The 13,270-nt window shown below is 74.9% G+C and carries 12 protein-coding genes; 9 read left to right on the top strand and 3 right to left on the bottom strand.

Annotated elements, in window-relative coordinates:
* The first annotated feature begins 2 nt into the window (after window positions 1-2).
* Window positions 3-1,040, top strand: coding sequence for an alpha/beta fold hydrolase (locus tag FGD68_RS02390; protein WP_237609722.1), 1,038 nt, complete (start codon window positions 3-5; stop codon window positions 1,038-1,040).
* Window positions 1,041-1,068: 28 nt separating this feature from the next.
* Window positions 1,069-1,299, top strand: a complete 231-nt coding sequence (locus tag FGD68_RS02385; RefSeq protein ID WP_219818153.1) for a CPBP family intramembrane glutamic endopeptidase — start codon at window positions 1,069-1,071, stop codon at window positions 1,297-1,299.
* 32 nt (window positions 1,300-1,331) lie between these two features.
* Here the strand turns inward: FGD68_RS02385 and FGD68_RS02380 are convergent, their stop codons facing one another.
* Window positions 1,332-2,081, bottom strand: coding sequence for a copper homeostasis protein CutC (locus FGD68_RS02380; protein WP_237609721.1), 750 nt, complete (start codon window positions 2,079-2,081; stop codon window positions 1,332-1,334).
* 155 nt (window positions 2,082-2,236) lie between these two features.
* Between FGD68_RS02380 and FGD68_RS02375 the strand changes: the two genes are divergently transcribed.
* The 5 genes from FGD68_RS02375 to FGD68_RS02355 are packed head-to-tail and all read left to right on the top strand — an operon-like array spanning window position 2,237 to window position 7,709.
* Window positions 2,237-3,523 carry an extracellular solute-binding protein gene (locus tag FGD68_RS02375; RefSeq protein ID WP_119373793.1) on the top strand — a complete coding sequence of 429 codons (1,287 nt, stop codon included), beginning with the start codon at window positions 2,237-2,239 and terminating at the stop codon, window positions 3,521-3,523.
* Window positions 3,524-3,530: 7 nt separating this feature from the next.
* Entirely contained in the window at window positions 3,531-4,493 is a 963-nt protein-coding gene (locus tag FGD68_RS02370; RefSeq protein WP_104235732.1) for a carbohydrate ABC transporter permease, read from the top strand.
* Window positions 4,490-5,422: a carbohydrate ABC transporter permease gene (locus tag FGD68_RS02365; RefSeq protein WP_104235733.1), complete on the top strand. Its 933-nt coding sequence runs from the start codon at window positions 4,490-4,492 to the stop codon at window positions 5,420-5,422. Before FGD68_RS02370 ends, FGD68_RS02365 begins: the two co-directional genes overlap by 4 nt.
* Entirely contained in the window at window positions 5,419-6,423 is a 1,005-nt protein-coding gene (locus tag FGD68_RS02360) for an ROK family protein (protein ID WP_219818154.1), read from the top strand. Before FGD68_RS02365 ends, FGD68_RS02360 begins: the two co-directional genes overlap by 4 nt.
* Entirely contained in the window at window positions 6,420-7,709 is a 1,290-nt protein-coding gene (locus FGD68_RS02355) for an ROK family transcriptional regulator (RefSeq protein ID WP_237609720.1), read from the top strand. Before FGD68_RS02360 ends, FGD68_RS02355 begins: the two co-directional genes overlap by 4 nt.
* A 27-nt stretch (window positions 7,710-7,736) precedes the next feature.
* On the opposite strand, the gene FGD68_RS02350 is transcribed toward FGD68_RS02355, so the two are convergent.
* Window positions 7,737-9,233 (bottom strand): M81 family metallopeptidase, encoded by a 1,497-nt coding sequence (locus FGD68_RS02350; RefSeq protein WP_237609719.1) that lies wholly within the window; start codon window positions 9,231-9,233, stop codon window positions 7,737-7,739.
* Between the two features lie 199 nt (window positions 9,234-9,432).
* Between FGD68_RS02350 and FGD68_RS02345 the strand changes: the two genes are divergently transcribed.
* Window positions 9,433-10,293, top strand: coding sequence for a sugar phosphate isomerase/epimerase family protein (locus tag FGD68_RS02345; RefSeq protein ID WP_182480985.1), 861 nt, complete (start codon window positions 9,433-9,435; stop codon window positions 10,291-10,293).
* Entirely contained in the window at window positions 10,290-11,369 is a 1,080-nt protein-coding gene (locus FGD68_RS02340) for a Gfo/Idh/MocA family protein (protein WP_237609718.1), read from the top strand. The genes FGD68_RS02345 and FGD68_RS02340 overlap by 4 nt, the downstream gene beginning before the upstream one ends.
* A gap of 46 nt (window positions 11,370-11,415) precedes the next feature.
* On the opposite strand, the gene FGD68_RS02335 is transcribed toward FGD68_RS02340, so the two are convergent.
* Window positions 11,416-13,245: a RecQ family ATP-dependent DNA helicase gene (locus tag FGD68_RS02335; RefSeq protein ID WP_119373374.1), complete on the bottom strand. Its 1,830-nt coding sequence runs from the start codon at window positions 13,243-13,245 to the stop codon at window positions 11,416-11,418.
* Window positions 13,246-13,270 lie beyond the last annotated feature (25 nt).

Genomic DNA, 13,270 nt, shown 5'->3' with positions numbered 1-13,270 from the left:
GCATGACCGAGCACGGCCGCCCCGCCACGACCGTCCGCGTCACGCGCCTCGTGCACCGCGGCCTCACCGTGCGGATCAGCACCCTCGGCAGCCCCGACGGCCGCGCGTTCGTGCTCGTGCCCGGCATCGGCGTGAGCTCCGACTACTTCGAGCGCCTCGCGCCGCGCCTCGACGGGCACGGCACCGTGCACGCCCTCGACCTGCCGGGGTTCGCGGGCGTGCGCCACCCCGGGCGGGCGCTCGCGATCCGCGAGTACGCCGACCTCGTGGGCGCCGCGATCGACGAGCTAGGCCTCGACGACCCGGTGCTCGTCGGCCACTCCATGGGCACGCAGATGGTGGCGGATCTCGCGGCGAGGCGCCCCGGGATCAGCACGCTCGTCATGATCAGCCCGGTGGTGGATCCGGCCGCGCGCTCCGTGCCGGTGGCCGCCGTGCGGTTCCTGCGGTCGTCGCTGCACGAACCCCGCCGGATCCAGGTGCTCGCCATCCGCGCCTACCTCGTCTGCGGCGTGCGCTGGTTCCTCCGGGTGCTCCCGCGGATGATGTCGTTCCGGATCGAGGCGCGCCTGCCCGACATCCGTGCCAGCGCCCTCGTGATCCGCGGCGAGCACGACGCCGTCGTCCCGCGCGCGTGGGTGGAGGAGATGGGGCGGCTGCTGCCGCGCGCGCGGCTGTGGGAGATCCCGGGCGCCGCGCACTCGGTGATGCACGACCACGCCGACGAGGTCGCCCGCCTCTGCCTGGCCCACCTCGAGCGGCCGCCGGCCGAGGGCTCGTCGACCGAGGACGCGTCGGCGGAGCTGCGGCGGTTCCCGGTGGGCGAGGAGGAGCGGGACGGGGAGCAGGCGCACTTCGCCCCCACGTTCCGGGACTCGATCCGGGCACTGCGCGCGCAGGTGGCCGAGGGCATCGCGATCCGCCGCGACGACGACGACGCGATCGGCCGCGCCAAGACCGCGCACGCGGAGGCGATGGCGGATGCGGCCGAGCGGGCCCGGCGCCGGGGCGCGCGCCGTCGGACGACCGGGCGCGGCTGACAGGCCGTCCCGCGGCCTCAACGGCGGCGTGCTCGTCCGACGGCTCGGGTTCGCTCGCGGGAACCTCGTGCAGGCGCTCGTCTTCCTGATCCCGCACCTGCCGCTGCTCCTCGTGGACGCGGCGATCTGGCCGATCCCGCCGGTGCAGTCCCTGGCCGCGCTGATGCTCGGATGGCTCCGCGACCGCTCGAGGAACGTGGTGCCGGGCGCTCTCACGCACGCGGCGGCGAACCTCGGCGCCGGGCTGCTCGCGGGCTGAGCCAGCCGCCCGCCCGGCCGGTCCGACACGCGTCACCCGGCTGCAGCCCGCACCGCGGCCACCGCCGCCGCGACGATCCCGCAGTCGGTCACGTCGTGCGCCGCCTCGCCGCCGCCCGGCCCCACGCGCGCGGCAGCCACGCGCCGCCGGGCCGAGAGGTGGATCGCGTCGACGCCCGCGCGGACGAGCGCCGGGATCGCGTCGACCGTCACTCCCCCTCCGGCCTGGATCTCGATCCGCCCGTCGGCGCGCGCCACCAGCTCCGCGAGCGCCGGCACCCCGTCGCCCGCCCGGTCCGCGCCGCCGGACGTGAGCACGCGGCCGGCGCCCGCGGCGAGGAGCGCGTCGAGCCCGGCCGGCCGGTCGTCGACCGCGTCGATCGCGCGGTGGAAGGTGAACACGGCATCGCCCGCCGCGTCGACGAGCCGGGCGAGGAGGTCCGCGTCCACGCGGCCGTCCTCGGTGAGCCCCCCGGAGACGATGCCCGCGGCCCCCGCGCCGAGCGCCGCCCGCACGTCGCGCAGCATGACGGCGCGCTCCCCGGCGTCGTGCACGAACCCGCCGGGCCGCGGCCGGATCAGCACGTGCACGGGCAGCCCGACGGCGACCACGGCCTCCACGAGCCCGATGCTCGAGGTCACGCCGCCCGTCGCGGCGAGCGCGGAGCACAGCTCGACGCGGTCGGCGCCGGCGTCGCGAGCGGTGCGCGCGGAGGCCGCGTCCTGCACGGCGATCTCGACCGCCACGCGGCGGGCACGGGACGGGTCGGCCGGTCGCGTCATGGGCCCATGGAAGCACGGGCGCCCGGATCCGGCGGCGCCGCAGATGAAGAACATGTTTATGCAGGCGCGATTTAACACGGCGCGTGCCTGCGCGGGCCCTGGCGCTCGCACGATGGGTCCACCCGCTCCCGCACCGCGACCCCAGGAGACACGTCATGGCCGACATCACCCGCCGCACCGCCATCGGCCTCGGAGGGGCCTTCGGGCTCAGCGCCCTCCTCGCCGCCTGCGCCTCCGGATCCAGCGGCGGGGGCGGCCCCGCCACCGCCGACCTCCGCGTCTGGATGGTGACCGACTCGGTCTCCCAGGAGGCGCGCGACTGGCTGAAGAAGACGTTCGAGGAGCAGCACCCCGGATCCACGCTCACGATCGAGCTGCAGGTGTGGGACGGCATCGTGTCGAAGCTCCAGACCTCGCTCGCGAGCGCCGACTCCACCCCCGACATCGTCGAGCTCGGCAACACGCAGGCCCCCACGTTCTGCGCGGTCGGGGCGCTCACGAGCCTCGAGGACATGAAGGAGGAGCTGGGCGGATCCAGCCTCACGCAGTCGCTCGTGGAGCTCGGCTCCCACGACGGGCAGATGTACGCAGCCCCGTTCTACGCCGGCAGCCGCCTGTTCTTCTACCGCAAGGACATGTTCGCCCAGGCGGGCGTCGCCGTCCCCACGACCGTCGAGGAGCTCACGGCCGCGGCCGCGAAGCTGCAGGCCGCGCACGCGGGCGACCCCGGGTTCTCGGGCCTCTACCTCCCCGGCATCTCGTGGCAGTCCGCCCTCGCGTGGCAGTTCACCGAGGGCGGACGCCTCGCCGAGCAGGACGGCGACACCTGGAAGGGCTCGCTCTCCAGCCCCGAGAGCCAGAAGGCGTTCCAGACGCTGCAGGAGCTCTGGAAGACGGGATCCACCGCGGGCACCGTGACCGACAGCGAGGTCTCCGACATGCCGTGGGTGCCGTTCAACTCCGGCGAGACCGCGATGTTCTTCGGGTTCAACTGGCAGCTCGACAACATCGACAAGGCCCTGGTGGACGCCGGCGACGTCGGCTACTTCGGCTTCCCGGCCGCCGCGGGCGGCGACGTCGGGCACCCGTTCGCAGGCGGATCCAACGTCGCGATCTCCGCCCGCTCCAAGAACCAGGACCTCGCCAAGGAGGTCATGAAGCTGATCTTCTCCCAGCCCTTCCAGGAGTACTTCGCCACCCAGGGCGGCTGGGTCCCCGGCAACCTCGACTACGCCGGCGCGCTCGGCACCGACGAGCTCGCGACCCTCACCACGGAGGCCGTGCGCAACTCGGTCGGCACGCCCGCCGCGCAGAACTGGGCGCTCGTCGAGGGCGCGCGGGTCATCGACGACTTCTACGTCGCGATCGCGGCCGGCGGCGATCCCGTCGCCCTCGCGTCCGCCGCCGACGCCAAGCTCACGAGCCTGCTCGGCCAGGCGTGATCCGCCCGTGAGCGCCGTCCTCAGCACGTCCACCTCGACGCCGTCGCCCGCGCCGGCCCTCGAGGCGCCGCGGAGCCCGCGGGCCGAGCGCCGGCTCGCGTGGGCGCTCGTCCTGCCGGCCATCGCGATCGTCGCGGTCGGCCTCGGCTACCCGCTGGCGCGCCAGGTGATCATGTCGTTCCAGCGGTTCGGTCTGGCCCAGCAGTTCGGGCAGGCGCCGGAGATGGTGGGGATCGCCAACTACGCGCAGGTGCTCGGCGACCCGGCGTTCTGGGCGTCGCTCGGACGGTCTGTGGGCTTCTGCCTCGCGTGCGCCGCGGCGACCGTGGTCATCGGCACGGCCGGCGCGATGCTGCTCACGCAGGTGCGCCGGTCCATCGCGGTGGGCGTGCAGATCGTGATGCTCGTGGCGTGGGCGATGCCCGTGCTCAGCTCGCTGCAGGTGTTCCAGCTGCTGTTCGACCCGCGCAGCGGCGTCGTCGGCTGGACCCTCGGGCTGCTCGGCGCCGACGGCATGGTCGGCTACAACTGGCTCTCGGACCCGGTGACGTTCTTCGTGGTCGCGGGCCTCCTCATCACGTGGATGAGCGTGCCGCTCGTGGTCTTCATGGTCTACGCCTCCGTGACGCAGCTCGACGAGTCGATGATGGAGGCGGCCCAGCTCGACGGCGCCGACGCCCGGCAGCGCTTCCTGCACATCGTGGCGCCGTCCGTCGCCCCCGTGCTCCTGCTCGTGAGCCTGCTGCAGGTGATCTGGGACCTGCGGGTGTTCACGCAGATCCACATCCTCCAGCAGAGCAGCGGCATCACCGACCAGACCAACGTGCTCGGCACCTTCGTCTACCAGATCGGGCTCTCCGGCGGGAACTACGGCGTCGCCTCGGCGGCCGCCATGATCATGCTCGCGGTCAGCCTGCTGCTCACCTGGCGCTACATCCGCGCGCTGCTGACCGAGGGGGACGCCCGATGACCGCCACCATCGCCCGCACGCCGATCGGGACCGCCGCGCCCGCCGGGTCGTCGACCGCCGCACCGCCCACCGCCCCGACCGGACGCGCGCCCCGCGCCCGCCGCCGCCGCTCGCCCGGCCGGATCGCGCTCGACGTCGTCGCCGTCGCGTTCGGCCTCGTCTGGCTCTTCCCGGTCTACTGGATGGTCGACGCGGCATTCCTCACGCCCGAGCAGCTGTCGTCGCGCACGCCCACGTGGTTCCCCGTCGGCGGCACGACGGAGCACTTCGCGCGCGTGCTGGGCGACGCCCGCTTCTGGTCGGCGCTCCGGATGAGCACGCTCATCGCGCTGGTCGTGGTGGCGGGGTCGCTCGCGTTCGGCGTCGTCGCGGCGTTCGCGCTCAGCCGGTTCCGCTTCCGCGGGCGCACGTCGATGATCGTGGCCGTGCTCGTGATCCAGATGATCCCCGCCGAGGCGCTCTTCATCTCGCAGTACCGCATGCTCGACGGCTGGGGCCTGCTCAACTCGGTGCTCGGCCTGAGCATCCTGTACCTCGCGGCCAACGTGCCGTTCACGATCTGGGTGCTGAAGGGCTTCGTCGACGGGATCCCCGTGGAGCTCGAGGAGGCCGCCATGCTCGACGGCTGCAGCCGCGTCGGCGCGTTCCGCCGGGTGACGCTGCCGCTGCTCGGATCCGGGCTCGTCGCCTCCAGCATCTTCAGCTTCCTGGCCGCGTGGAACGAGTTCACGCTCGCGCTCGTGACGCTCTCCGCCGACGACAGCCGCACGCTGCCGCTCTGGCTGCAGGGCTTCCGGGGCCAGATGCAGGAGACCGACTGGGGCGGCATCATGGCAGGATCGACGCTCATGGCGCTCCCCGTGGTGGTCCTCTTCCTCATCGTGCAGAAGCGCATGGCGACGGGCCTCACCGCGGGCGCGGTCAAGTGACGGCCCACCCGCGGCTGGAGCTGCGGGTGCCGCGGCCCGTCATCGCGTTCGACATCGGCGGCACCGACATCAAGATCGCCGTGGTGGACGCCCGGGGCGAGGTCGTCGAGGCGCGCTCCGTGCCCACGCCCCGGCACGACGCCGCGGCGCTCGTCGCCGCGCTCGCCTCCGCCGTCTCGGACGCCGCCCGCGACCACCCGGCCGCCGCCCCCGCCGCGGTGGGCGTGCACGTGGCCGGCGTGGTCGACGATGACCGCGGCGTGGTCGTGCTCGCCGAGCACGTGGGCCTCCGCGACGTGCCCATGCGCGACCTGCTGGCGGACGCCACCGGGCTGCCGGTCGCGTTCGGCAACGACGCGCGCGGCGCGGGGGTGGCCGAGTTCGGGATGGGCGCCGCGCGCGGGGCCCGCGACGCGGTCGTGGTGAGCATCGGCACGGGGATCGGCGCGGCCGTCTTCGTCGACGGCCGGCTCTACACCGCGGGCGGCCGGGGCGCCGAGATCGGGCACATGCGCACCACGCCCGTCGGATCCACGGCGGGCGTCCGCTGCGCGTGCGGCGGATCCGGGTGCCTGGAGACCGTGGCCTCCGCGAAGGGCGTCGCCGACGCGTATGCGCGCGCCACCGGCGGCACGACGACCGAGGGCGGCGCGGCCCGCGTGTTCGCCGCGGCGGCCGACGGGGATCCGGCCGCGCAGCAGGTGGTGGACGCGTGCATCGACGCGCTCGCGCTCGCCTTCGCGCAGCTGACGGCGATCCTCTCCCCCGAGGTCGTGGTCGTGGCTGGCGGCCTGTCGCGCGCCGGCGAGCAGCTGCTCGGGCCGCTGCGCGAGCGGCTCGACGGGCTCCTCACCTTCCAGCGGCGCCCGCTCGTGGTCGCGGCGCGCTTCGGCGGGCAGGCCGGCGTCATCGCGTCGGCGCTCATCGCGGGGCAGCTGCCGGCGGACGCGGGCGCCGCGGACCTCGCGGGCACCGCGGTCGGCCGGGACGCACCCGCGTGACCGCGCCGCCGAAGGGCCCGCTGGGCGCGCCGGGTGCGCTCGGCCCGCCCGCCGGACGCGTCCCCGAGCGCCTCCTCGGCGGATCCCGCCTGCCGCCGCCCCCGCGGATCCGGCGCGCGACCCCCGACAGCGAGATCGCCGGCGAGACCGCGTCGGCGCTGCTCTACATGATCGCCACCGGCTCGGCCACGAACCGCGCCGACCTCGCCCGCACGCTCGGCCTGCCGCCCTCGACCATCACCGGGAAGATCACGCAGCTGCTGCGCGCCGGCCTCGTCGAGGAGCGCGGGTCCGGCGACCCCACGGGCGGCCGCCGCCCCCGCGTGCTGCACCTCCGCGACGACGCCGGCGTGATGCTCGCCGCCGACCTCGGCCGCAGCCACGCGCGGCTGGCGCTGCTCGGCATGTCCGGCACCATCGTCGACGCGCGCACCATCCCGATCGACATCGGCACGGGCCCGGACGGCGTGCTCGCGCTGGTCGCCGAGGCCCTGCACGCGCTCGTCGCCGCCTCCGGGGATCCGGTGGTCCGCGGCGTCGGCATGTGCCTGCCCGGGCCGGTGGACACCGCCCGCGGCATGGTCGAGTCGCCCGCGTCGATGCCGGGCTGGCACCGGTTCGACGTCGTCGGGTGGCTGGAGGCGGAGTTCGACGCCGTCGCCGTGGTCGACAACGACGCCAACATGATGGGCCTCGGCGAGCACGCCACCCTCGACCGCCGGGCGGCGGGAGCACGCGTGCGCGTCGGCAGCCTGCTGTTCCTCAAGGCGGGCGCGTCGGTCGGCTGCGGGATCGTCATCAACGGGCACGTGTACCGCGGCGCGACCGCGCTGGCGGGCGACATCGCGCACGTGCGGGTCGCCGCCGCGGTCGGGATGCCGTGCAACTGCGGCAACACCGGCTGCCTCGAGACGATCGTGGGCGCCACCGGCATCGTCGCGGGGCTCCGGGCCGCGGGCGCTCCCGTGCGCGACCTGCCGGAGGTGGTGCGGCTCGCGCACGACGGGGATCCGCGCGCCACCACGCGGCTGCGCCAGGTCGGCCGCACGGTGGGCGACACCCTCGCGGCCGTCGTCAACTTCTTCAACCCCGAGGTGGTGGTGATCGGCGGGATGCTCTCCACGGTCGAGCCGTTCGTCGCGGCGGTCCGCTCGCAGCTCTACGAGAGCTGCCACCCGCTCGCGACCACGTCGATCCGCATCCAGCAGAGCGAGGCCGGGGTGGACGCGGGCGTGCTCGGCATCGGCCAGCTCTGCCTGCGGAAGGCGCTCGCGCGGCTGTACTGAGCGGCCGCGCGCCGGGCCGCCCGCCCCTCAGCGCGCGCGCGTCAGCATCCGCGCGGAGAGATCGGGGGTCTGCGTCACCTCGTCGAACGGCACCATCGGCCGGATGATGCGGTGGTGCGGCAGCCGCGCGAGGTCCTGGTCGACCCCGCCGGGCGTGAGCGCCATCATCCAGTCGGCCGCCATCGCGTGCAGCTCGGGCTCGAGGTAGCCGATCTTCACCACGACGACGTCGGCCGCGCGTGCGTCGATGCCGTTCCGGGTGAAGTCGCCCTCCAGGTGGTACGGCTTCCGGCGGGCGGTGAGGATCACGCGGAGCCCGCCCACGCGCACGACCGCCTCGACGTCCGCGGCCGGATCCCCGTGCGCGATGTGCTCCACCGTCCCGCGCAGCTCCGCCGGCGGCGCGACCGTGTCGTCGACGAGCGCGCCCGCACGGATCTCGACCGCGCCGCCGACCCCGGCCGCCACGCACGCCGCGATCGCCCCCGGATCCGGGATCGACGCGTACACCGCCTGCACGGCACCCGACGCGATCTCCGGCCGCGCGACGAGCGCCCGCAGCGTGCCCGTGGCGTCGCCCGCGCCGCCCGCCGTGGGGTTGTCACCCGAGTCGCTGATGAGGAAGGGCCGCGCGTCGCTCGCGATCGCGGCATCGAGGCACGCGTCGAGCGTGCCGACCGGCGCGACGAACGCGAAGTCGTCCCGCACGCGCCAGAGCTCCGCGGCGAGCTCCTCGGCGGACGCCGCCACGACCGCGGGATCGTCGCCGGTCACGACCACGGCCGCGTGGTTGCGCGGCTCGTCCGCCCACGCGTAGCCGATCCAGATCCCGGCGTCGATCACGCCGTCGCGCGCCGTGATCCCAGGGATCCGCCCGTACAGCCCCTTGGCCGGCTCGTCGCGCGTGCTCGTCTTCTCCCCCGGCAGCAGGATCGGGACGGGCACCCACGCGGTCGCGACCGGCTCGTCGCGGCGCGGCCCCGTGAGCCGGTCGACGAGGTTCCGCACGGCCCGTTCGACCGTCTCGAGGGCGTCCTCGTGCGGCGCCAGGCGGTAGCAGGTGATCAGGTCGACCGCGCGCGCGAGCAGCGGCGTCACGTTGCCGTGCAGGTCCATGGTCGCCGAGATGAGCGCGTCGGGGCCGACGAGCTCGCGGATCCTCGCGGCGAGCGCGCCCTCGGGGTCGTCCGTGCCGATCACGCTCATGGCGCCGTGCACGTCGAGGAGCACGCCGTCGACTCTCCCGCCCTCCGCGAGCGTGCGCTCCAGGGCGCCCAGCATGTCGTCGAGGATCGCGCGGTGGTCGTCCGCCGGCACGGGGCCGCCCGGGATGGCGCGGAAGTGCGGCAGCGCCGTCCAGTCCGCGCGCTCGCGCAGCGGCTGGCCGGCCGCGAGGAACGGGCGCCCGGCGAGGTAGGCGTCGCCCTCGGTGCGCACGAACTGGTCGATGCGCGTCACGGCCGGCGAGTACACGCTGGCCTCGAGCGACATGCCGAGCGAGACGATCCGGGGACGGTGCGGCATGGGTCCTCATCCTCCGGCGCGGGCCGCGGTCGCCGCCCTCCTGCCGGGTCCCCCTCACCATATGGACCCTCGAGACGCCGCCGGCCGGCCCGTCGTTACGTCTCCGTTAAACCGGTCGTGCAGGAACGCCGCCGCCCGCGCCCGTGCCTACCGTGGGGGCACGGCCGACCGCCCGGCGGCCGCGGAAGGAAGGCCGCCCATGCGCTTAGGCGTCAGCTCGTACACGTTCGCCCCGGCCCTCGAATCGGGCGCCCTGACCGTGCCCGACGTCGTCGACCTGGTCGCCGACTCCGACGCCAGCCACCTGGAGATCTCGATCGCCGGGCTCGGCAGCGAGCTCGTCGACGACCCGGGGCTGGTGGCCGCGATCCGCGCCCGCGCCGACGCGCGCGGCGTCGAGCTCGCCAACTACGCGGTCGGCGCCGACCTCCTCGACCCGGACCTCGACGCGCAGGTCGCCCGGCTGCACGCGCACCTGGGCGTGGCGCACGAGCTCGGGATCCCGCTGCTCCGCCACGACGTGTTCGCCTGGCCCTGGCGCGAGGCCGACGACGACGCGTTCGAGCGCGCGATGACCACGATCGTGCCCGTGTGCCGCGACCTCGCCGACCACGCCGCGACGCTCGGCATCGCCACCACCATCGAGAACCACGGCATGAGCATGAACGCGAGCGACCGGATCCTGCGCCTCGTCGAGGCCGTCGATCGGCCGGCCTTCCGCGTCACGCTCGACGTGGGCAACTCCCTCTGCGTCGACGAGGACCCGCTCGCCGCCGTGCCTCGCCTCCTCCCGCACGCCGCGGTCGTGCACCTCAAGGACTTCGACGTGCGCGACGTGCCGCCGGACGACACGTGGATGACGACCCTCGGCGGGCGCGGGATCCGCGGCGCCGTCGTCGGCGCGGGCGACCTGCCGCTCGGCGAGCTGCTCGCGCTCGTCGCCGCGTCCGGCTTCGACGGGCCGGTGTCGATCGAGTTCGAGGGGCTCGAGGACCCGATGACGGGCTTCACCCAGGGCCTCGCCGCCGCGCAGCGCCTCGCGGCGGCGGCGATCCGATGAGCGCGCCCGCCGCCTCCCCCGCTCCCGTCCGCGTCGGCGTCGTCGGCGCCGGCACCATCGCGGGCCTGCACCTCGCCGCCTACGCCCGGAACCCCGGCGTGGTGGTCGCGGGGATCTGCGACATCGACGGCGAGCGCGCGGCCGCCCGCGCCGCCCTGCACGGGGCCGCGCTCGTGTCCACCGACTTCCGCGCGTTCGTCGCGGATCCGTCCATCGACGCCGTCAGCGTCTGCACGCGCAACGACACCCACGCTGAGGTCGCGATAGCGGCGCTCGGGGCCGGCAAGAGCGTCCTCCTCGAGAAGCCCATGGCCGTGACGGTCGCCGAGGCCGAGGCCATCGTGCGGGCGGAGGCGGCGAGCGCCGGATCCGTGCAGGTCGGCTACGTGCGCCGTCACTCCTCGAACGCGGTCACCCTCAAGCGCTTCGCCGACGCGGGCGACCTCGGACCCATCTACTACGCGCGGGCGGTGTTCCTCCGGCAGGCCGGGGATCCGGGCGGCTGGTTCTCGAACCGCTCCGTCTCGGGCGGCGGCCCGCTCATCGACCTCGGCGTGCACTTCCTCGACATGGCGCTCTGGCTCATGGGCTTCCCGGAGCCCGTCGCCGTGACCGGGTTCACGTTCCACCGGCTGGGCAGCCGCGGCAACATCCGCGGGCTCACGCGCTACCTCAGCGCCGACCAGACGCCGTCCGACGACCCCGTGGAGGACCTCGCGGGCGCGCTCGTGCGCTTCGCCGACGGCGCCGTGCTCTCCATCGAGACCTCGTACTCGCTGCACGGCCGCGACAGCCAGTCGTTCGAGGTGTTCGGCGAGCGCGGCGGGGCGACGCTGGAACCGGAGCTGCGGATCACGACCGAGCTCCACGACACCGTGGTGGAGATCGCGCCGAACATCGACGCGCTCAGCTTCGACCTCGACGAGGGCTTCCAGGTGGAGATCGACACGTTCGTGCGCACGGTGCGCGGCGAGATCCCGTCGGTCGCGCCGGCCGCGCACGGGCTGCACCTGGCGCGGATCCTCGAGGCCGTCTACGCGTCGGCCGCCAGCGGGCGCGAGGTGCGGCTGGACTGAGGCGCCAGGCGGCGGGGCCCGGCGTCCGGCGTCCGGACCCCGCTCCTCACGCCGGCTGCAGCAGCCGCCCCTCCGCCACGAGCCTCCGCGACAGCACGCGGTACCCCTCGCTCTCGAAGAAGACGGTGATGCGGTCGTCCTCCGCGCTCATCACGGTGCCGGGGCCCCACTCCGCGTGGGTGACGGCGGACTGCGGCGAGAACGGGTCGTCGGCGACGGCCGCGGGCGCGTCCGCGGGCGCGTCGGCCCCGGTCCCCATCGCCTCCTCGTGCGCGTCCTCCGCGTCTAGCCGGTCGCACGCGTCGCAGTTGCCGCATCTCTCCGGCGACTCCTCGCCGAAGTAGCCGAGCAGGTACTGGCGGCGGCACTGCGGCGTCTCGGCGTAGCCGCGCATCATGTCCAGCCGCGAGACCTCGATGCGCTCGCGCTCCTGAGCGACGTGCTTGCCCCGGGCGGCTGCCTCGCGCGGATCCAGCTCCTCACGCACGAAGGCGCCGTCGCGGTCGGATCCGAGCACGCCCGCGTCGACGAGCAGGTTGAGCACGCCGCCGACCGTGCGCGCCGACATGCCCGCGCGCTCGGCGACCGCCGCGGGCCGCACGGGTCCGTCGACGCCCGCCACCGCGACCGCCGCGTACACTTCGCGGAGGCTCGCCGGCCGGGGCGTGCGCGCCGCGAAGAAGCGGCGGAGGCCGAGGTCCTCGGCGCGGTAGTGCAGGATCCCGACCGCCGGCTCCCCGTCGCGGCCCGCGCGCCCGACCTCCTGGTAGTACGCGTCCACCGACTCGGGCGGCGCCGCGTGGATCACGTACCGCACGGTCGGCTTGTCGATGCCCATGCCGAACGCGCTCGTCGCGACCACCACGTCCACGTCGTCCTCGTGAAACGCGGTCTGCACGCGCTCGCGCTCGGCGGCCGGCAGGCCCGCGTGGTAGGCGTCGACCCGGAGGCCGGCCGCGCGGATCTCGTCGGCGTAGTCCTCGGCGTCCTTGCGCGTCGCGACGTAGACGAGGCCCGGCTGGGTCTGCCCCATCACGTGCGCGACGATCGCGCGCCGCTTCTCGGCCTCCTCGGTGTGCCGCCGCACCTCGAGGCGGATGTTCGGCCGATCGAAGCCGGATGACAGCACGAACGGGTCGCGGAGGCCCAGCCGCTCCTCGATCTCGGTGCGGATGGGGGTGGATCCGGTCGCCGTCATCGCGACGGTGGGCGGGTGCCCGAGCGCGTCGATCACGCCGCCGAGCCCCAGGTAGTCGGGCCGGAAGTCGTGGCCCCACGACGCGACGCAGTGCGCCTCGTCGATCACCACGAGCGACACCCCGCGCGCCACGAGCCGGTCGACGACCGCGTCGCGGGCCAGCTGCTCGGGCGTGAGGAACACGATCCGCGCGCCCGGCTCCTCCACGGTCGCCCAGGCCTCCTCGAGCGCCGCCCCGCGGATCGTGCTGTTGATCACGCGCGCGGGCGGCGCGGCGGGCGCGTCCTCGAGGTTCTGCACCTGGTCGGCCTGCAGCGCGATGAGCGGCGAGACGACGACGGTGAGGCCGTCCATCAGCACGGTGGCGACCTGGTAGATCGCCGACTTGCCGTAGCCCGTGGGCATCACGACGAGCGCGTCGCGGCCGCGGACGAGCGGGCCGATCGTGCGCACCTGGCCGTCGTGCAGCTCGTCCCAGCCGAAGGACTCGCGGGCGACGCGGAGCGCGTCCTCGGGCTCGGGGCCCGGCGCGGGCTCCGGGACGATGGCCGGATCCTCGGCGGCGGGCCGGTCGTCAGGGGCGCGATCGTCGGCCGTGCGGTCCTGCGCTGTGCGGTTCGTCGTGCGGGTCATGCGGGTGGTGCGGGTCGTGCCCGCCGCGGTGCGGTTCTGCTTCACCTCCCCACTGAACGCCGGGCGTCGA

Source organism: Clavibacter californiensis, assembly GCF_021952865.1.
In the GTDB taxonomy this organism is placed as follows: domain Bacteria; phylum Actinomycetota; class Actinomycetes; order Actinomycetales; family Microbacteriaceae; genus Clavibacter; species Clavibacter californiensis.
Note: the sequence above shows the minus strand (reverse complement) of the source record. Positions and strands in the feature narration are given on the sequence as shown.

What these genes read in the sequence shown, in the direction of transcription:
- FGD68_RS02390 (WP_237609722.1), top strand. Translation starts at nt 3, where the DNA reads ATGACCGAGCACGGCCGCCCCGCCACGACCGTCCGCGTCACGCGCCTC.
- FGD68_RS02380 (WP_237609721.1), bottom strand. Translation starts at nt 2,081, where the DNA reads ATGACGCGACCGGCCGACCCGTCCCGTGCCCGCCGCGTGGCGGTCGAG.
- FGD68_RS02375 (WP_119373793.1), top strand. Translation starts at nt 2,237, where the DNA reads ATGGCCGACATCACCCGCCGCACCGCCATCGGCCTCGGAGGGGCCTTC.
- FGD68_RS02365 (WP_104235733.1), top strand. Translation starts at nt 4,490, where the DNA reads ATGACCGCCACCATCGCCCGCACGCCGATCGGGACCGCCGCGCCCGCC.
- FGD68_RS02350 (WP_237609719.1), bottom strand. Translation starts at nt 9,233, where the DNA reads ATGCCGCACCGTCCCCGGATCGTCTCGCTCGGCATGTCGCTCGAGGCC.
- FGD68_RS02345 (WP_182480985.1), top strand. Translation starts at nt 9,433, where the DNA reads ATGCGCTTAGGCGTCAGCTCGTACACGTTCGCCCCGGCCCTCGAATCG.
- FGD68_RS02340 (WP_237609718.1), top strand. Translation starts at nt 10,290, where the DNA reads ATGAGCGCGCCCGCCGCCTCCCCCGCTCCCGTCCGCGTCGGCGTCGTC.